The sequence below is a fragment of the Aureimonas sp. AU4 genome (assembly GCF_001463765.1).
Classification (GTDB): Bacteria; Pseudomonadota; Alphaproteobacteria; order Rhizobiales; family Rhizobiaceae; genus Aureimonas.
This window is the reverse complement of the sequence record NZ_BBWK01000069.1, coordinates 1-18,843: the sequence shown is the minus strand read 5'-3', so window position 1 is coordinate 18,843 and position 18,843 is coordinate 1. Positions and strand designations below refer to the sequence as shown.

The 18,843-nt window shown below is 68.5% G+C and carries 19 protein-coding genes; 14 read left to right on the top strand and 5 right to left on the bottom strand.

Features of this window, described 5'->3' with window-relative positions; translation table 11 throughout:
* Positions 1-161: 161 nt before the first annotated feature.
* The 3 genes from AUL35_RS17965 (at position 162) to AUL35_RS17955 (ending at position 4,737) form a co-directional block, all read left to right on the top strand.
* Positions 162-1,955, top strand: coding sequence for a type I secretion system permease/ATPase (locus AUL35_RS17965; RefSeq protein WP_244493816.1), 1,794 nt, complete (start codon positions 162-164; stop codon positions 1,953-1,955).
* Positions 1,956-1,976: 21 nt separating this feature from the next.
* Positions 1,977-3,371: an HlyD family type I secretion periplasmic adaptor subunit gene (locus AUL35_RS17960; protein ID WP_062017352.1), complete on the top strand. Its 1,395-nt coding sequence runs from the start codon at positions 1,977-1,979 to the stop codon at positions 3,369-3,371.
* Between the two features lie 145 nt (positions 3,372-3,516).
* The gene (locus tag AUL35_RS17955; RefSeq protein WP_062017349.1) at positions 3,517-4,737 is read left to right on the top strand and encodes a glycosyltransferase family 4 protein; all 1,221 of its coding nucleotides are present in this window, start codon (positions 3,517-3,519) and stop codon (positions 4,735-4,737) included.
* A 4-nt stretch (positions 4,738-4,741) separates the two neighbouring features.
* Here AUL35_RS17955 and rirA read toward each other — a convergent pair whose 3' ends face one another.
* The gene (gene rirA / locus AUL35_RS17950; RefSeq protein WP_062017346.1) at positions 4,742-5,206 is read right to left on the bottom strand and encodes an iron-responsive transcriptional regulator RirA; all 465 of its coding nucleotides are present in this window, start codon (positions 5,204-5,206) and stop codon (positions 4,742-4,744) included.
* A gap of 260 nt (positions 5,207-5,466) precedes the next feature.
* Here rirA and AUL35_RS17945 point away from each other — a divergent pair, with 260 nt between their 5' ends.
* From AUL35_RS17945 to AUL35_RS17920, 6 genes are all read left to right on the top strand, one after another.
* On the top strand, positions 5,467-6,369 hold the full coding sequence (locus AUL35_RS17945; protein ID WP_062017343.1) for a branched-chain amino acid ABC transporter permease: 903 nt from the start codon (positions 5,467-5,469) through the stop codon (positions 6,367-6,369).
* An 8-nt stretch (positions 6,370-6,377) separates the two neighbouring features.
* The gene (gene livM / locus AUL35_RS17940) at positions 6,378-7,838 is read left to right on the top strand and encodes a high-affinity branched-chain amino acid ABC transporter permease LivM (protein ID WP_082666427.1); all 1,461 of its coding nucleotides are present in this window, start codon (positions 6,378-6,380) and stop codon (positions 7,836-7,838) included.
* Between the two features lie 4 nt (positions 7,839-7,842).
* Positions 7,843-8,838, top strand: a complete 996-nt coding sequence (locus AUL35_RS17935) for an ABC transporter ATP-binding protein (RefSeq protein ID WP_062017340.1) — start codon at positions 7,843-7,845, stop codon at positions 8,836-8,838.
* Positions 8,835-9,593 (top strand): ABC transporter ATP-binding protein, encoded by a 759-nt coding sequence (locus tag AUL35_RS17930; protein ID WP_062017338.1) that lies wholly within the window; start codon positions 8,835-8,837, stop codon positions 9,591-9,593. The genes AUL35_RS17935 and AUL35_RS17930 overlap by 4 nt, the downstream gene beginning before the upstream one ends.
* Entirely contained in the window at positions 9,593-9,955 is a 363-nt protein-coding gene (locus AUL35_RS17925) for a DUF6867 family protein (protein WP_062017335.1), read from the top strand. The genes AUL35_RS17930 and AUL35_RS17925 overlap by 1 nt, the downstream gene beginning before the upstream one ends.
* A 150-nt stretch (positions 9,956-10,105) precedes the next feature.
* Positions 10,106-11,218: a branched-chain amino acid ABC transporter substrate-binding protein gene (locus AUL35_RS17920; RefSeq protein WP_062017332.1), complete on the top strand. Its 1,113-nt coding sequence runs from the start codon at positions 10,106-10,108 to the stop codon at positions 11,216-11,218.
* Positions 11,219-11,318: 100 nt separating this feature from the next.
* Here AUL35_RS17920 and xylB read toward each other — a convergent pair whose 3' ends face one another.
* Positions 11,319-12,779: a xylulokinase gene (gene xylB, locus AUL35_RS17915; protein WP_062017329.1), complete on the bottom strand. Its 1,461-nt coding sequence runs from the start codon at positions 12,777-12,779 to the stop codon at positions 11,319-11,321.
* A gap of 192 nt (positions 12,780-12,971) precedes the next feature.
* Here xylB and AUL35_RS17910 point away from each other — a divergent pair, with 192 nt between their 5' ends.
* The 5 genes from AUL35_RS17910 (at position 12,972) to AUL35_RS17890 (ending at position 16,396) form a co-directional block, all read left to right on the top strand.
* A complete protein-coding gene (locus AUL35_RS17910; protein WP_062017326.1) occupies positions 12,972-13,829 on the top strand; it encodes a D-amino-acid transaminase in 858 nt (285 codons plus the stop codon).
* Between the two features lie 72 nt (positions 13,830-13,901).
* Positions 13,902-14,465, top strand: a complete 564-nt coding sequence (locus AUL35_RS17905; RefSeq protein WP_062017323.1) for a biotin transporter BioY — start codon at positions 13,902-13,904, stop codon at positions 14,463-14,465.
* The gene (locus AUL35_RS17900) at positions 14,462-15,139 is read left to right on the top strand and encodes an energy-coupling factor ABC transporter ATP-binding protein (RefSeq protein ID WP_062017320.1); all 678 of its coding nucleotides are present in this window, start codon (positions 14,462-14,464) and stop codon (positions 15,137-15,139) included. The genes AUL35_RS17905 and AUL35_RS17900 overlap by 4 nt, the downstream gene beginning before the upstream one ends.
* Positions 15,136-15,726 (top strand): energy-coupling factor transporter transmembrane protein EcfT, encoded by a 591-nt coding sequence (locus AUL35_RS17895; protein ID WP_062017317.1) that lies wholly within the window; start codon positions 15,136-15,138, stop codon positions 15,724-15,726. Before AUL35_RS17900 ends, AUL35_RS17895 begins: the two co-directional genes overlap by 4 nt.
* A 64-nt stretch (positions 15,727-15,790) precedes the next feature.
* Complete coding sequence (locus AUL35_RS17890; protein WP_062017314.1) at positions 15,791-16,396, top strand: TIGR00730 family Rossman fold protein; 606 nt, start codon at positions 15,791-15,793, stop codon at positions 16,394-16,396.
* Here AUL35_RS17890 and rarD read toward each other — a convergent pair.
* The 3 genes from rarD to pip form a co-directional block, all read right to left on the bottom strand.
* Positions 16,393-17,313, bottom strand: a complete 921-nt coding sequence (gene rarD, locus AUL35_RS17885; protein WP_062017311.1) for an EamA family transporter RarD — start codon at positions 17,311-17,313, stop codon at positions 16,393-16,395. The two genes, AUL35_RS17890 and rarD, sit on opposite strands and share 4 nt — an antisense overlap.
* 84 nt (positions 17,314-17,397) lie before the next feature.
* Positions 17,398-17,877, bottom strand: a complete 480-nt coding sequence (locus tag AUL35_RS17880; protein ID WP_062017308.1) for a GFA family protein — start codon at positions 17,875-17,877, stop codon at positions 17,398-17,400.
* A partial coding sequence (gene pip, locus AUL35_RS17875; protein ID WP_062017305.1) for a prolyl aminopeptidase occupies positions 17,874-18,843 on the bottom strand: 970 nt, incomplete at its 5' end. The genes pip and AUL35_RS17880, both read right to left, overlap by 4 nt.

Genomic DNA, 18,843 nt, shown 5'->3' with positions numbered 1-18,843 from the left:
GCCAGCTGTTTCCGTCTGCCGGAGAGTACCCAAGCCCCCCGTTTTGCCTGTATGTTCGCCGCGCCTGACCTGCCCTTCGCCCTCCCCGGCCTTCAAGAAGCCGTGTTTGGAGGGTCAAGGCGGGCCTTGCCGAGGCCGACCGCACCCGAAGAAGGCGACGTATGCAGAACCAGAACCAGCTTGCGCCCGAGATGCGCGATGCCCTTCGCACCGGCATCAAACCCATGGCTTTCGCGGCGCTGTTCTCGTTCGGCTCTAATCTGCTCTATCTAGCCTTACCCATCTACATGACGCAGGTTTATTCCCGCGTCGTTACCTCGCAGTCCGTCGCGACGCTCCTTTTCCTGACCCTCGCGGTGGTCGGTGCCTTTCTTGTCATGACGGCGCTTGAGGAATTGCGGGGTCGCATCCTCATCCGCATCGGCTCGCTGCTCGACCGTAAGCTCGCCCCGCGCCTCCTCGACGCGGTGGTGAACGCGGGCCTTCGCGCCGGCCGTCCCGTGCGCAGCCAGGCGCTGCGGGACCTCGACACGTTCCGTCAGGGCCTCGCCGGCAACGTGACCAACGCCGTTCTCGACGCGCCTTGGGCGCCGATCTTCCTGGTCGTCATCTTCGCGATCGACTGGCGCCTCGGAACGCTCTCGCTGATCGGCGCGATCGTGCTCTTCGGCCTGGCGCTCGCCAACGAATACGTGACGCGCCCCGCCTTGAAGGAGGCGAACGTCGCGGGCCAGCGCTCTTATTCCGCGACCGACTCGGGCCTTCGCAACGCCGAGGTCATCTACGCCATGGGCATGCTGCCCGGCCTCTCCCAGCGCTGGAACCGCGACCGCCTCGCCATGCTCCACGCGCAGGAGACGGCCTCCGAGCGCGGCGGCACGATCTCGGCGACGATCCGCTTTACGCGCATGTTCCTGCAGGTCGCGATTCTCGCGGGCGGCGCGCTGCTCGTGATCGACGGCCTGACCGGCCCCGGCGTCATGTTCGCCTCGATGATGCTGATGGCGCGCGCGCTGGCACCCGTCGAGCGCGCTGTCGGCTCGTGGTCGGCGATCGTGGCGTCGCGCCAGGCCTTCGACCGGCTGAACGCGCTGCTCAAGGAGTTCCCGGCCCCTGAAAGCGGCATGGAACTGCCCCGCCCTTCCGGCAAGCTCTCGGTCGAGACCTGCTTCTACGCCTTCCCCGGCACCAACAAGGCGCTTCTGAAGAACCTTAACTTCGCGCTGGAGCCGGGCGACTGTCTCGGCCTGATCGGCCCGTCCGGTGCCGGCAAGTCGTCGCTGGCCCGCCTTCTCATCGGCGTGTCGCGCCCCTCGTCGGGCTCGGTGCGTCTCGACGGCGCCGAGATGCACGCCTGGTCGCGCAACAATATCGGCCGGCACCTCGGCTACCTGCCGCAGGATGTCGAGCTCTTCTCGGGTACGGTGCGCGAGAACATCGCGCGCTTCAGCCCGCAGATCAGCGACGAGGCCGTGCTGGAAGCGGCCAAGATGGCTGGTGTCCACGACCTCATCCTGCGCCTGCCGGAGGGCTACGACACAGAACTCGGCGAGGGCGGCGCCATGCTCTCGGTCGGCCAGCGCCAGCGCGTGGCGCTCGCCCGCGCGGTCTACGACCGTCCGTCCTTCGTGGTGCTGGACGAGCCCAACGCCTCGCTGGACTCCGAGGGCGAGCAGGCGCTCCTCGCCGCCATCGTGCAGCTGCGCAAGATGGGCTCGACGGTCGTGGTCATCTCGCACCGCATGTCGGCGCTGAACTACTCCAACAAGATCCTTCTCCTGCGAGACGGCATGGTAGAGCGCTTCGGCTCGCGCGACGAGGTTCTCTCCAAGGTCCTCGCGCCCGCCCCCAATTCGAACGCGCAGGCGCCCCAGCCGGCCCCCCAGCAGGCCGTCGCCGCCCAAGGCGCCGGACAGCCGGCCCAGGCGCCCAAGGCCCTTCCGGCCTCCTCCTGATCCAGTTCAAGGAAGACAACCATGTCCGTGATCGCGTTCAGGAAGACGCAGAAGTCGCCCGCGCCCGGCGAGGGCGACGAGAAGGCCTTGCTGCCGCCGCCCGCCACCGGCAAGACCGAGGGCGGCGAGTTCGACATGGGCCTTCGCAGGCCGATCATCCTCGGCTCGGGCATCGTCGCGGTCTTCATCGTCGGCCTTGGCATCTGGGCAGCCTTCGCTCCCCTGTCGGGCGCGGTGCTGGCGACCGGCGTCGTGAAGGTCGAGGATAGCCGCAAGGTCGTGAAGAACCGGGACGGCGGCATCGTGCACCAGGTTCTCGTGCGGGACGGCCAGCATGTCGAGCAGGGCGACGTCCTGCTGCGGATGGACGACGTGCAGGCCCGCTCGGCCTACGAGGTCTACGACAACCAGTACATGAACCTCCTCGCGCGTCGCGCCCGGTTCACGGCCGAGAGCAAGGGCCTGCCCGAGATCGCCTTCCCCGCGGAGGTGACCGAGCGGCGCGACGATCCGTCGATCGAGCAGCTGATGCTGGACCAGACCATCCTCTTCGACACCCGGCGCCAGAGCCTCGACACGCAGGTTGAGATTCTCCAGCAGCGGGTCGCCCAGCTCAACACGCGCATCAGCGGCTACGAGATCCAGGTCGCCTCGATCAGCCGGCAGCAGGAGTTGATCGAGGAGGAGAAGGAAGGCGTCTCGTCGCTTCTGAAGAAGGGTCTCGCGCCCAAGACGCAGGTGCTTGCGCTGGAGCGCGCCTCGGTCGAACTCGGCGGCCAGACCGGCAGCCTCAAGGCGCAGATCGCCGAGGCCAAGGAGACGCAGGGCGAGGCCCAGATGCAGATCAACCGCCTGCGGCAGGACCGCCTGTCGGAGGCGAATCAAGGCATCAGCGACGTCCAGTCGGAGATGGCCAACATCGTGCCGCGCCTCCAATCCGCGCGCGCGACCCTGTCGCTGACCGAGGTTCGCGCGCCGGCCACCGGCACCGTGCTCGGCCTGACGCAGTTCACCGACGGCGGCGTCGTGGGCGCGGGCGAGCGCATCCTCGACATCGTGCCCGACAACACGCAGCTCATCGTCCAGGCGATGATCAAGCCCGAGGACATCGCCAAGATCGAGCCGAACATGGCGGCGAACGTGAAGCTGACGGCCTATAACCAGCACGTCACCCCCTCGGCGGACGGCAAGATCCTGCGCGTGTCGCCGGACCGCCTGACGACCGAGAACGGCACGGCCTACTTCACGGCCGACGTCGAGGTGAATCCGACCTCGCTCGCCCATATGGCGGGCGACGTTCGCCTCTATCCCGGCATGCCCGCCGAGATCGTGGTGCCGACCGGCAGCCGCACGGCGCTCGACTACATCCTCTCCCCGATCTCGCAGTCCATGGATCGCGCCTTCCGCGAGGAGTAGGAGCGCACCACCCGCGATCGACGACCGTGAAGGGCGGGCGGACCACACGGTTCGCCCGCCCTTCGCATGTCCGGTCTCGACCGACTTGCGGAACGGACGCCTCGCCGCTACCCCGACGCGAACAGCCTCTCAGTCAGCCCGCGCGATGATCCAGAACAAGACGATCCTCTTCCTGCACCAGAACTTTCCGGGGCAGTTCCTTCACCTGTGCCGCGCGCTCGCGGGAAAGAACCGCCTGTTCTTCATCACCAAGGAGACGCGAAACCGGATCCAGGGCGTGAAGGTCATCGGCTACAAGCCGCATCGCGAGCCGAACCCGCAGACGCATCTCTACCTGCGCACGCTGGAGGACGGCATCCTCAACGGCCAGGGCGTCGCGCGCCTCCTTCTCCAGATGCAGAAGGAGAACATCCGTCCCGATCTCATCGTCGGCCATAGCGGATGGGGCGAGACGCAGTTCGTGAAGGACGTTTTCCCGGACGTGCCGCTGCTCAGCTACATCGAGTTCTACTACGCGGCGTCGGGCGCGGACGTCGGGTTCGACCCGGAGTTTCCGGTCAACCCCGAGCTGAAGTTCCAGCTGCGCGCCCGCAACCAGATGATTCTGTCGTGTCTTGAATCGACCGACTACGGACTGTCGCCGACCGCCTGGCAGCACAGCCGCATTCCCGCGATCTTCCGCCCGAAGGTGAAGGTCATCCACGACGGCGTCGACACGGACGCGCTGGCCCCGGCGGAGCGGCCGAGCGTGACGCTTGGCGATGGTCTGACGTTCGACGGGTCCGTGCCGCTCGTCACCTATGTTGCGCGCAACCTCGAGCCCTATCGCGGCTTCCACGTCTTCATGCGCTCGCTGAACCGTATTCTGGAAAAGAACCCGAATGCGCATGTCGTGCTGGTCGGCGGCGACGGCGTCAGCTACGGCGCGCGCCTTCCCGAGGGCGAAAGCTGGAAGGCGAGGATGCTCGCGCAGAACCCGGTCGCCGACGAATCACGCGTCCACTTCGTCGGTCGCATCGACTACGACGTCTTCAAGAAGCTGCTGCAGGTCTCGGACGCGCACGTCTACCTGACCTATCCGTTCGTTCTGTCGTGGTCGATGCTGGAAGCCATGTCGACCGGATGCCTCCTGATCGGCTCGGCGACCTCGCCGGTGCAGGAGGTGGTGGAGCACGAACGCAACGGGCTGCTGGTCGACTTCTTCGACGGCGACGCGCTCGTATCCACCATCACCGAGGCGCTGAACCATCCGGAGCGCTTCCGGCAGATCCGGCGGAACGCACGGCGGACGGTGGTGGAGGATTACGACCTGACGCGCGTCACCCTGCCCCGCCAGCTCGCCCTGATGCAGCGGATGATGGCCTGATGCGTCAGGCCACTTCCCGCTCGGGCACGGTTGCCGTGTCGAGGCCGAGACGCAGCTTGATGGAGCTCGACCCATCGACGAGGCTCGCGACCGTGTAGCGGTCGAGCGTGCCGAGGAAGGCGTCGAGCGCGGCGCGCAACGCCGCGTTCAGCGCGCAGCTGTCGATCAGCGGACAGTCCGTCGCACCGGTCTCGAAGCACTCCGCCATCGCGAAGCTCTCCTCGGTCACCTCGGCGACCTGCCGCAGCGTGATGGCATCTGCCGAACGGCCCAGGCGCACGCCGCCGTTGCGCCCGCGCACGGTCTCCACGAACCCGGCCTCGACGAGCGGCTGCAGGATCTTGAAGAGAAACAGTTCCGACACGTTGTAGGCGCTGGCGATCTCGCCCACCCGGCTCAGCCGGCTCGGGTTGGCGGCGCAGTACATCAGGATGCGGATGGCGTAGTTGGTCTGGCGGGTCAGGCGCATGGCGCTCTCCTCGAGAGCCGGGCGAAGAACGGGCTCCGGGCCACGGCGGTCGCCACTTTTAGAAGAATTCCAGACTCAATGAAAGCGGCTACGCGCCGCAGCGCGGTTCGCGCGGAAGTTAAGATTTATCCACGGTCTCGCCTTCGTGACGGATTGGCGAACGCGCAACCCATTGCTATGCCATCGGGCATGCCTCAACAGCAGGCGCGCTTCAACCGGCCGTCTGCGCCGCGCGATGTTCGGCAAGATACAGGCGGTTCATGGATTATTTTCTGCAGCAACTCGTCAACGGCGTGACGTTGGGGTCGATCTACGGCCTCATCGCCATCGGCTACACGATGGTCTACGGCATCATCGGCATGATCAACTTCGCCCATGGCGAGGTGTTCATGATCGGCTCGTTCATAGCCTTGACCGTTTTCCTGCTTCTAGCCGCGATCGGCGTGACGTTCCTGCCGGTCGTCCTCCTTCTGATGCTGGTCGTCGCCATGGTCTTCACGGCGCTCTGGGGCTGGTCGATCGAACGCATCGCCTACCGGCCGCTGCGCGGATCGTTCCGCCTTGCGCCGCTGATCACCGCCATCGGCATGTCGATCTTCCTGCAGAACTTCGTCCAGCTGACGCAAGGGGCGCGCGTGAAGCCGCTGCCGCCGCAGGTCACCGGCACCGTGATGATCACGAACGGCGTGCAGATCTCCTACATGCAGATCCTGATCATCGCGACGACGCTCGTCCTGATGGTCGCCTTCTCGCTTCTCATCACGCGCACTCCGCTCGGCCGCCAGCAGCGCGCCTGCGAGCAGGACGCCAAGATGGCCTCGCTGCTGGGCGTCAACGTCGACCGTACGATCTCGCTGACCTTCGTCATGGGTGCCTCGCTCGCGGCGGTCGCGGGCACGATGTACCTGCTCTACTACGGCGTCATCGACTTCTACATCGGCTTCCTCGCTGGCGTGAAAGCCTTCACGGCCGCGGTTCTCGGCGGCATCGGCTCGCTGCCCGGCGCCATGCTCGGCGGCCTTGCCATCGGCCTGATCGAGACCTTCTGGGCCGGCTACTTCTCGGTCGAGTACAAGGACGTCGCCGCCTTCTCGATTTTGGCCATCACCCTGATCTTCCTCCCCTCCGGTCTCCTCGGCCGTCCCGAAGTCGAGAAGGTCTGAGCCGCTTCATGTCGACCATTCAGCCGACCTCCACCCAATCGCCCGAGGGCGCGCAGGCCCTTCAGGACGAGCGACGCGCCGCCATGGGCGGTGAGCCGCCCTTCACGCCCGAGCCGCCGACCGTCGTGAGCGTTCCCAAGGCGCTGCGCGAGGCCGGAATCACGGCCGCGATCGTGGGCCTGCTCACCGTCTTCTTCGTCGCGATCCGCTCCGACATCGCACCGGGCGGCCTCGTCCTCTACCAGCGCTGGGACCTGTGGCTGACCTTCGTCGGCCTCGCCTTCGCGATCCGCTTCGTGCTCAGCCTCGCGCTATTCCAGCGCAAGGTGTCGCTGCGCTCGGGCGCCGCGACCAAGAAGGTCGCCGCGCCCGGCCGCAAGATCACCCTCGGCCGGGTGCTCGGCATCCTGTTCCTCGGCGTCGCGCTCTTCCTGCCCTTCATCATCCGGGCGGTGTTTCCCGCCTCCGACCGCTACCTGATCGACCTCGCGATCCTGATCCTGACCTATGTCATGCTCGGCTGGGGCCTCAACATCGTGGTCGGCCTCGCGGGACTCCTCGACCTCGGCTACGTCGCGTTCTACGCGGTCGGCGCCTATTCCTTCGCGCTGCTCGCGATCAACTTCGAGCTCGGCTTCTGGGTCTGCCTGCCGATGGCGGGGCTCTTCGCCGCGCTCTGGGGCATCATCCTCGGCTTCCCGGTGCTGCGCCTGCGGGGCGACTATCTCGCCATCGTGACGCTCGCCTTTGGCGAGATCATCCGCGTCGTGCTGCTCAACTGGGGAGAGTTCACGGGCGGCCCGAACGGGCTTCTGGGCATTCCGCGCCCAACCCTCTTCGGGCTCGACTTCGGACGTGGCGAGGGTACGTTCTCGGACTTCTTCGGCATCCCCTACTCGCCGATCCACCGCTTCATCTTCCTCTACTACATCATCCTCGCGCTCGCGCTTCTGACCAACTTCGTGACGCTGCGCCTGCGCCGCCTGCCGGTCGGGCGTGCCTGGGAGGCCCTGCGCGAGGACGAGATCGCCTGCCGCGCGCTCGGCATCAACACCACCAACGTGAAGCTGACCGCGTTTGCCACGGGCGCCATGTTCGGCGGCTTCGCCGGCTCGTTCTTCGCCACGCGCCAGGGCTTCATCTCCCCGGAAAGCTTCACCTTCCTCGAATCGGCGATCATCCTCGCCATCGTCGTGCTGGGCGGTCTCGGCTCGCAGATCGGCGTCGTCTTCGCCTCGCTGGTGATGATCGGCGGCATCGAGCTGATGCGAAACCTGACCTTCATCCAGGACGTCCTGGGCTCCGACTTCGACCCCTCGCGCTACCGCATGGTGCTGTTCGGCGTCGCCATGGTCGCGATCATGGTCTGGAAGCCGCGCGGCCTCGTGTCGTCGCGCCAGCCGTCCGCCGTCTACAAGGAACGTAAGGCCATAGGCGCCGATATGGTCGCGCAGGGCGAGGGCCACTGAAACCATGACGATCCAGACCTCGACCCCGCCCGTCGCCGGCCGCTGGACCAGCGACCCCGTTCTCACCGTGGAACACCTGACGATGCGCTTCGGCGGCCTCGTCGCCATCAACGACCTCAGCTTCTCGGTCGGGCGCGGCGACATCACGGCGCTGATCGGCCCGAACGGCGCCGGCAAGACCACCGTCTTCAACTGCGTCACCGGCTTCTACAAGCCGACCGAGGGGCGCATCGCGTTGCGGCGCGGCCGGGGCATCGGCGACGACGCGCTGGCCGAGCTGACGCGCGGCGGCGCCAAGAGCCTCAAGACCGGCGAAGGCGAGATCTTCCTTCTCGAGCGCATGCCGGACTTCAAGATCACCGAGGTCGCGGGCGTCGCGCGTACCTTCCAGAACATCCGCCTCTTCGGCGGCATGACCGTGTTCGAGAACCTCCTCGTCGCCCAGCACAACAAGCTGATGGCGGCCTCGGGCTTCACGATCGCCGGTCTTCTGGGCCTGCCGGGCTATCGCCGGGCGAAGGAGGCCGCGCAGGACCGCGCGGTGGACTGGCTGCGGCGAACCGCCCTTCTCGATCGTGCCGACGATCCGGCCGCCGACCTCTCCTACGGCGACCAGCGTCGTCTCGAGATCGCGCGCGCCATGTGCACCGATCCCGTGCTCCTGTGCCTCGACGAGCCGGCCGCCGGCCTCAATCCGCGCGAATCGGCCGAGCTCAACGCCCTCCTGCGCTCGATCCGCGACGAGTTCGACACCTCGATCCTCCTGATCGAGCACGACATGGGCGTCGTCATGGAGATCTCGGACCACATCGTCGTGCTCGACTACGGCAAGAAGATCTCCGACGGCACGGCCCACGAGGTCCGCAACGATCCCCGCGTCATCGCGGCCTATCTCGGCGTCGACGACGAGGAGGTCGAGGCCGTGGAAGAGAAGCTGGAGCGCGGCGACGTCGACGGCGCGATCGCCGAAGCCCACATCGCGGAAGGAGACGCCCGATGAGCGCGCTTGCCACGCCCGTCGCCCCGGCGACCGCCCAGCCGCTTCTCTCGATCCGAGGCGTCGAGACCTTCTACGGCAAGATCCAGGCGCTGAAGGGCGTCGACATGGATGTCGGCGACGGCGAGATCGTGACGCTGATCGGCGCCAACGGCGCCGGCAAGTCGACGCTGATGATGACGATCTGCGGCAACCCGCGCGCGCGCGCCGGCCGCATCCTCTACGCCGGCGAGGACATCGCGCAGCTCCCCACCCACGACATCATGACGCGCCGCATCGCGCAGTCGCCGGAGGGACGCCGCATCTTCGGACGCATGACGGTGATGGAAAACCTGCAGATGGGCACGACGCTCGTCGGTCAGGACCATTTCGACGAGGACATCCGCCGGATCTTCGAGCTGTTCCCTCGGCTGAAGGAGCGCACGACGCAGCGCGGCGGAACGCTTTCGGGCGGCGAGCAGCAGATGCTGGCCATCGCCCGCGCGCTGATGGGCCGCCCGCGCCTCCTGCTTCTCGACGAGCCGTCGCTGGGTCTTGCCCCGATCATCGTCAAGCAGATCTTCGAGGTGATCCGCGAGCTCAACCGCAACGAGGGCCTGACCGTCTTCCTGGTCGAGCAGAACGCCTTCCACGCCCTGCGTCTCGCTCATCGCGGCTACGTCATGGTCAACGGGCGCATTACGATGAGCGGCACGGGCCGCGAGCTTCTGGCGCGCGAGGAAGTGCGCTCCGCCTATCTCGAGGGAGGGCATCACTGATGGAACGCGAGATGGCCCTCCTGTGGGAGGTATCTGCGGTCGAGTTCGTTCTCGTCACGCTCGTGATCGGCGGCCTCCTGGCCTTTGCGGTCGGCCGTGCCACGGCCCGCGGCTGGGACGGCTGGGGACTTCTCGTCTTCTATATCCTGCTTCTCACGGCGGCGATCCGCTTCCTCCACTTCTCGCTGTTCCACGGCACGTTCTTCCTGCCGCCCGCCACGATCGGGACCGCGCTCCACTACGGGATCGTCGATTTCGTGGTTCTCCTGGCGCTCGCGGCGGCCGGGCGTCAGGTGACGCGCGGCGCCCAGATGCGGGGCCAGTACCGCTTCCTCAGCACAAGCCGTGGGCATTCCGCCTGAACGGCGAAAAGGCGAGCAGAAACTTGCCGTGACAGCCACGGAGCCTATGGCGGGATTGTGCGAATCCGTCTTTACTCGCCTTCGAGCGCCGGCCCGAACCGGTTGCCGCCATGCACGGCCCGATCGGCCGGACAACAGGGGAAACGTTCGATGAAGAAACTGCTTCTGGCCGGTGTGGCCCTCAACATGATGCTGTCCGGGGCCGCGCTTGCCGACATCACGATCGGCGTCGCCGGTCCGATGACGGGCCAGAACGCCGCCTTCGGCGAACAGCTGCGCATCGGCGCCGAGCAGGCGATCGCCGACATCAACAAGGCCGGCGGCGTCAACGGCGAGATGCTGAAGCTTTCGGTCGGCGACGACGCCTGCGATCCGAAGCAGGCCGTGGCGGTGGCCAACCAGTTCGCCTCGCAGGGCGTGCCCTTCGTGGCCGGCCACTTCTGCTCGGGCTCGTCGATCCCCGCCAGCCAGGTCTATGCCGAGGAAGGCATCATCGAGATCTCGCCGGCCTCGACCAACCCGGACTTCACCGACAAGCGCCCGGGCCCCGGCATCTACCGCGTCTGCGGCCGCGACGACCAGCAGGGTCAGGTCGCGGGCGGCTACATCGCCGACAAGTTCAAGGGCCAAGCCGTGGCCGTGCTCGACGACAAGTCGGCCTACGGCAAGGGCCTCGCCGACCAGACCGTGAAGTTCATGGAAGCGGGCGGCCTGAAGCCGGCCGTGACCGAGTCCTACACGGTCGGCGAGAAGGACTTCTCCTCGCTGATCACCCGCATGAAGCAGGCCAACGTCAAGCTGATCTACATCGGCGGCTACCAGACCGAGGCGGGCCTCATCGCGCGTCAGGCCAAGGAGCAGGGCCTTGCCGCGACCGTGATGTCGGGCGACGCCATCGTGACCGACGAGTACTGGGCGATCACCGGCGACGCCGGCGAGGGCACGCTCATGACCTTCTCGCCCGACCCGCGCAAGAACCCGCAGGCGGCCCCGATCGTCGCGGAGATCGAGAAGAACGGCAAGACCGCCGAGGGCTACGTCCTCTACACCTATGCCGCGATCCAGGCCTGGGCCGAGGCCGCGAAGAAGGCGAAGTCGACCGAGTTCGGGGCCGTCACCAAGGTTCTCGACTCCGAGGCTCTCCCGACCGTCGTCGGCGACCTCAAGTTCGACGGCAAGGGCGACGTCACGCTGCCGGGCTACGTCATCTACGAGTGGAAGGGCGGCAAGTACGACTACCTGACCGCCGACGCCTCGAAGTAAGCATCCGGTCCGGGGGAGGTCCGCCCTCCCCCGAAACCCTCGAATCCAAAAGGCCCGGCCGATCTCTCGGCCGGGCCTTTCGGTGTTCTCGACAGGCGCGTTAGCTGCGGATCGCAGCTGCCTTCAGCGCGGGATAAAGCGCCTGGTAGCGATGATGGGCCTGCGCATAGGCTTCCGTGAGCCTGGCGTCAGGCTCGTGGCGGGCGGCGATGGGCGGCTCGGTCATCACCGCGTCCGGGTCAGCGCCCGTCGCGGCGCACAGGCCGAGCCGCGCCGCGCCGAAGGCCGCGCCGAAGTCGCCCGCCGCCGGCAGGGCGACCGGCGTCTCCAGGACGCTCGCCATGATGCGCAGCCAGAGGCTGGAGCGCGAGCCCGCGCCCACCGCCACGAGCTGGCGTACCCAGCCCGCATGGGGTGCGGCGTCGAGGCAGTCGCGCATCGAGAAGGCGACGCCTTCCATGACGGCCCGCACCATGTCGGCCCGACTCGTGTCGGCGGACAGACCGACGAAGGCGCCGCGCACCGCCGCGTCGTTGTGCGGCGTACGCTCGCCCGAAAGGTAGGGAAGGAACAGGAGGCGGCCCGGCTCCTCCAGCTTGTCGCCGGCCTGCGCCACGAGGTCGCCCGGCTTCTCCTGGAGGAGGTGCGAGAGCCACTCCAGCGAGCCCGCCGCCGAGAGCGTCACGCCCATCTGGTGCCAGAGGCCGGGAATGGCGTGGCAGAAGGTGTGGAGCGCGGTTTCGGGCGCCGGGTCGTAGCCGGCGCTCGCCGTGAAGAGCACGCCCGAGGTGCCGAGCGAAAGGAAGCCCGTGCCCGGGCGCGTGACGCCGACACCGCACGCCGAGGCCGCGTTATCGCCGCCGCCTCCGGCCACCGCGATGCCCGCCTTGAGACCCCAGCGCGAGGCGAGCTCGCCGCGCAGCGTTCCGCTCGTCTCGGTTCCCTCGACCAGCCTCGGCATGGCGGAAAGCGGCAGGCCGGTGCGATCCAGCATCGGCTCCGACCAGCGCCGCGCGCCGGTGTCGAGCCAGCTCGTGCCGGCCGCGTCCGACATCTCGGACACGGCCTCGCCGGTCAGCCAGAGACGCAGGTAGTCCTTGGGAAGGAGCACGCGGCGGACCTTGGCGAAGGTCTCCGGCTCGTTGCGCGCGACCCAAAGGAGCTTCGGCGCGGTGAAGCCGGGGAACACGATGTTGCCGGTGATGCGGCGCGCCTCGTCGTCGTCGAGTTCCGCGGCCTCGGCGTGGGAGCGCGTGTCGTTCCACAGGATGCAGGGCCGCAGGACCCGGTCGTCCTCGCCCAGCAGCGTCGCCCCGTGCATATGGCCGGACAGACCGATGCCCTCGACGCCCGCCAGAGCGTCCGGCGCCTCGCGCCGCAGGATGGCGATCACGTCCTCGCAGGCGGCGATCCAGCTTTCGGGGGACTGCTCCGACCAGCCGAAATGCGGGCGTTCGACCGTGAGCGGCACGCTGGCGGTCGCCAGGGGGGTCTGGTTCTGATCGATCACCAGCGCCTTCAGGGATGAGGTGCCGAGATCAAGTCCGAGATAATGGCCCATGCGAGCGCCGGTGCTCCTTCAAGCAAACGTAGCGGGCCGGCACGCGCGCCGGTCCTCCCGCTTCTGGCCTAGCCGCCGCCCCGCGCCCCCGCAACGGGCAAGCTGTGTCGAGGCGTCGCTTTTCGCGGCTTCCGATAGCGCGGGCGGGCGGGTAGAAGCGCTGCAAGCCCGCATCGGCCGCAAGGAGAAGCCATGTCCCGCACCGTCTTCGTCAACGGCGAGTTCGTTCCGGAAGCGGATGCCAGGATTTCGGTCTTCGACCGCGGCTTCCTGTTCGCCGACGGGGTCTACGAGGTGACGGCGGTGATCGCCGGGAAGCTGGTCGACTACGAGGCCCATCAGGCGCGGCTGCGCCGCTCGCTCGCCGAACTGGACCTGCCCTCGCCGGCCACCGACGACGAGCTTCTGGCGCTCCACCGCGAACTCGTGCGCCGCAACGCGCTCGATCTCGGGAGCATCTATCTGCAGGTCACGCGCGGCGCGGTGGACCGCGACTTCGTCTGGCCCGCGGCGGACACGAGGCCCGGCCTCGTCCTCTTCACCCAGCCCCGCGCCTCGCTCGACTCGCCCGAAGCCGAGCGGGGCCTGCGCGTCGCGGTCGCGCCCGACCTCCGCTGGGGGCGGCGCGACATCAAGACGGTCCAGCTCCTCTACGCCTCGATGGCGAAGTCGCAGGCGCGGCGCGAGGGCTTCGACGACGTGTGGATGACCGAGAACGGCTTCGTCACCGAGGGATCTTCCAACAACGCCTACATCCTCTCGCAGGAGGGCCGCATCGTCACGCCGTCGCTGTCTCGCTCGATCCTGCCGGGCATCACGCGCAGCGCCGTCCTGCGCGGCGCGGCGGAGGCCGGCCTCGAGATCGAGGAGCGTCCCTTCAGCGTCGCCGAGGCACAAGGGGCGCGAGAGGCCTTCATCACCTCGGCGGGCGCCTTCGTCACGCCGGTCGTCGAGATCGACGGCGTGCGCGTGGCAAACGGTCGACCCGGCGACCTCGCGCAACGCCTGCGCCGGCTCTACCTCGACGAGGCCATCCGGACGGCGATCTGAGCCCATGCTCGACGAAACCTGCGGCGCGCGATAGGAGCGGCGTCGCGCACCCCTGCATCGGAGAGTCTTGGCGTGACCACCCGCGACATCGTCTTCATCGCCCTCTTCGCCGCGCTCATGGCGGTGCTCGGGGCCTTTCCGGCCCTCAACGTGCCGATCATCAACGTCCCGATCACGGCGCAGTCCATGGGCGTGATGCTGGCCGGCGGCCTGCTCGGCGCGCGGCGCGGCACGCTGGCGATCCTTCTCTTCATGGTGATCGTCCTCGCCGGACTGCCGCTTTTGTCGGGTGGTCGCGGCGGTGTCGCGGTGCTGGGCGGACCGACGGTCGGCTTCTTCCTCGGCTGGCTGCCGGCCGCGTTCGTGACGGGTCTTCTCACAGAGCGCTTCCTCCCACGCCTCCACTTCGTCACCGCCTTTCTGGCGGTGGCGACAGGCGGCATCCTCGTCCTCTACGCCTGCGGCATACCAGGAATCTCGCTCGTCACCGGAGCGCCGCTCGCGACCGCCGCCTACGGCTCGATGGCCTTCATCCCCGGCGACCTCATCAAGGCCGCGCTGGCCGCCGCGATCACCGTCGCCGTGTCGAACAGCTATCCGCTGATCGGCAGCCGCGCGGCGCGCCGGGTCGGATGATCGAACTTCGCGGCGTCGCGCTGGAGCGCGGCGGGCGACGGGTCCTTCGCGACCTCGACCTCAGGCTGACGGAGCCGCGCATCGGCGTCATCGGCTCGAACGGCTCGGGCAAGTCGAGCTTCGCGCGCCTTCTCAACGGGCTTCTGGCACCGAGCGAGGGCTTCGTTCGCGTCTACGGGCTCGACACGGTCGCGGACACGAGGGCGGTGCGCCGCACCGTCGGCTTCCTGTTCCAGAACCCGGACCATCAGATCGTCTATCCCGGCGTCGCGGAGGATCTGGCTTTCGGCCTGCGAAACCGAGGGCTGCCGAAGGCCGAGATCGGTCCGCGCGTCGAGGCGGCGCTCGCGCGCTTCGGCCTCGCCGGCTTCGGGGATCGGCTGACGCACGAACTCTCGGGCGGCGAACGACAGCTCGTCGCGCTCGCCGGCATCATGGTTCTGGAACCGCGTCTCCTGGTTCTCGACGAGCCGACGACGCTGCTCGACCGTCGCAACACGCGCCGCGTGATGGCGGCGGTCGAGGCGGCGGAGCGGCCGGTCGTCCTCGTCACGCACGACCTCCCGCTTCTGGACGGGTTCGACCGCGTCCTCGTCTTCGAGGAAGGGCGCGTGGCCTGCGACGCGCCGCCGGGTAAGGCGCTCGACTTCTACCGCCGGCTGGCGGACGCGTGATCGCGGATCTCTACCGGCCGGGCCGGACGCCCGCGCATCGCCTGCCTGCCGGCGCGAAGCTCGCCGCCCTTGCCGCCATTGGCACCGTTCTGTTTCTCTTCCCGGCAGATTGGCTCTCGGTCGGCGCGCTGGCCTTGGCGCTGGCGACTGTGGGAGCCATGCTCGGCTGGCGCTTCGCAGGGAGAACGCTGCGGACCAGCGCACCGATCATCCTTCTCGTCGCCGGCTTCCAGTTCTGGTTCGCGGGGGGCGAGAGCGCCCTTGTCTTCGGGTCGCGGCTTGCGGCCCTTCTTCTCCTCGCCGCCCTCGCGACCGCGACGACGCGCCCCTCCGACATAGCCGCGGCAATCGAGCGGCTCGTCGCGCCTGTGCTCCGGCCGCTCGGCGTCGATCCGGCGCGCGTCGGGCTCGCGGTCGGGCTCGCGATCCGCTTCGTGCCCGTGCTGGCGGCCGTCGCCTCCGAGATTCGCGAGGCGCAGGCCGCGCGCGGCCTGGACCGTTCGCTCGTCGCGCTCGCCGTGCCGCTCGTCGTGCGCACTCTCAAGATGGCCGACGAGATCGCCGAGGCGATCGACGCGCGAAGCTGATGCAGCGCAGCGAAAATGCCGAGGCATCCTTGACCGGGGCGGCCGGGCGACCGACCTTGGCCCCATGACATCGATTCGTTCCCTCTGCGTCTATTGCGGCTCCTCCCCCGGCCGCGATCCTTCCTACATCGAAGCCGCCGAAACGCTCGGCACCCTCATGGGCCAGGCCGGCATCCGCCTCGTCTACGGCGGCGGCACGCGCGGCATCATGGGTGCCGTCTCGGAAGCCGTGATCCGCGCCGGCGGTCAGGTGACCGGCATCATCCCGCGCTTCCTGATCGACATGGAGGCGACCGCGAGCGAGCTGAAGCGGCTCGACGAGCTCGTCGTCACCGAGGACATGCACGAGCGCAAGCACAAGATGTTCGAGCGCTCCGACGCCTTCGTGGCACTGCCCGGCGGCATCGGCACGCTTGAGGAGCTGGTCGAGATCATGACCTGGAGCCAGCTCGGCCGGCACCGCAAGCCGATCGCCATCGCCAATGTCGGCGGCTTCTGGGACCCGTTCGCGAGCCTTCTCGACCATATGCGCGAGGCCGGCTTCATCCATACCGGCCACATGGTGCGCCCGATCGTGGCCGACCGTGTGGAACACCTCCTGCCCCTGATCGAGGCGGCCGCGCCGGCCGTCCCGGCCGAGGCCGCTCCGGAAGTGATCGAGCGGCTCTAGGCCGCTCCCTCGGTGGCCGCCTCGGGCACCCCTCGCCGCCCCCTCAGCATGGAGGCCGTGTAGAGCGCCAGGCCCGCCCAAATGAAGGCGAAGCTCGCGCCCTGCCAGAAGCCGAAGGGCTCGCCGAAGACGAAGACGGCGGTCAGGAAGATCAGCGTCGGCGACAGGTACTGGAGAAGGCCGATCGTCGTGTAGGGCAGGAGCCGGGCTCCCGCCGCATAGAGGATCAGCGGGACGGCGGTGACGACACCGGTCCCGACGAGCAGAGCCGTATCGACGCCGTTGCCGCCGAAGTGCATCTCCCCCTGTCCCGACACGTGGAACAGGACCAGGAGCGCCGGCACGAAGAGGATCAGGACCTCCAGAAGGAAGCCCTCGGTGGCCTCGAAGGGCATGGTCTTGCGCAGGAGGCCATAGAAGCCGAAGCTCAGGGCCAGCGCCAGCGACACCCAGGGCAGACCGCCGCTCTCGTAGGTGAGGATGCCCACGCCGAAGGCGGCAAGGAGGATGGCCGCGCCCTGCAGCCGGTTTGGCCGCTCTCCCAGGAAGGCCATGCCGAGCAGGACGTTGATCAGCGGATTGACGTAGTAGCCGAGCGCCGACTCGATGGCGTGGCCGTTGGCGATGGCCCAGATGTAGACGCCCCAGTTCACCGAGATCAGCAACGCCGTCAGCGTCGCCATCAGGATGATGCGGGGTCGCAGGAGACGTGGGAAGCTGCGCAGCGTTCCGGCGACCGCAAGGATCGCGACCGCCAGCGGGATCGACCACAGGACGCGGTGCGCGAGCACCTCCAGCGGCGATACATGCGCCAGGCCCTTGAGGTAGATCGGCAGCACGAGCCCCCAGATCAGGAAGGCTCCGAAGGCATAGGTGAGGCCGCGCCGGGTCTGGCGAACGTCGGGTTCGGGGATCATGCGGGGTCTCGGTCGTGGCGTGTCCGTCGGTAGACTCGACCTATCCCATCGCGCGAGGCGGCGACACCCGAATTCCCCTCGCCGTCAGCCCTCGGGCGTGTCGTGGTCCGGGTGCTGGAAGGAGCGAATCTCGCTCATCCATCCATGACCGCCGTCGGCCGCGTCCTCGTCAGTGGTGTGGACGGGCAGCGTCGGCAGGCGGTCGACGTAGGGCAGCCTGCCCTCGACGCCGAACTGGACCACGGGCGCGAGGTCGCTCGGATCGTCGAAGGCGCCGATGGCGAGCGCGATCCCGTCCGGCGCCTCGTAGGTGAGCGGCGTTCCGCACGCCGCGCAGAAGCCGCGCCGCACGTGGCTAGACGACTGGAAGCGCGCCGGCTCGCCCCGCGTCCAGGTCAGTTTCGCCTCGCCGACGTTGAGGAGCGGCGCGAACAAGGCGCCGAACGCCTTCTGGCACATGCGGCAATGGCACACCGAGGCGTGGCCGGGCGCCCCTTCCAGGCGGAAGCGGACGGCGCCGCACTGGCAGCCGCCGGTGCGCAGGGGCTTGTTGTCGAGCGTCATGAAGCGGGCTCCACGGGTCGGTTCTGGCGAAGGCGGTCGGTCGCTCGGATCAGCCGGTCGAGCGTGCCCGGCTCGGAAAAGGCGTGGCCGGCGTCCTCGACGATCTGCAGCTCCGAGCCGGGCCAGGCGCGGTGCAGGTCGAAGGCCGTGACGGGCGGCGTCACGACGTCGTAGCGCCCCTGGACGATGATCCCGGGAATCCCGGCGAGGCGCCCGGCCTCCTCGATCAGCTGCCCCTCGCGCAGCCAGAGGTCGTTGACGAAGAAATGGTTCTCGATCCGCGCGAAGGCGACCGCCGCGTCGCTGGCCGCGACGCCCGGCGCCGACGGCGCCCCTGGCGGGCGCATCGAGACCGTACGCGCCTCCCAGTCCGTCCAGGCCCGCGCGGCCCGCGCGAGGACCTGCGGGTCGGCGTCGGTCAGGAGCGGATGGTAACCGCGAACCGGGTCCCGGCGAGCCGCGGGCGAGAGCGGGGCCAGGAAGCGCTCCCACTCGTCGGGAAACATCCGGCTCGCCCCCTCGCGATAGTACCAGTCGAGCTCCGCGCGGCGGCCCGTGAAGACGCCGCGCAGCACCATCGCCTCGACGCGCTCGGGATGGGTCTCGGCGTAGGCGAGAGCCAGCGTCGAGCCCCAGGAGCCGCCGAACAGCATCCAGCGCTCGATGCGGAAGTGAAGGCGCAGGCGCTCGATGTCGCCGACGAGGTCGTGGGTCGTGTTGGAGTGGAGCGAGCCGAGCGGCGAGGAGCGCCCGCAGCCGCGCTGGTCGAACAGGATGACGCGGTAGTGCGCGGGATCGAACAGACGCCGGTGGTTCGGGCTGCAGCCGCTGCCCGGCCCGCCGTGAAGAAACAGGATCGGCTGCCCGGCCGGGTTGCCGCAGCATTCCACGTAGAGTTCGTGCCCCTCGCCCACCGCCAGCCGCTCGGTGCGAAAGGGCTGGATCGGCGGGGAGAGCGTGCGAAGC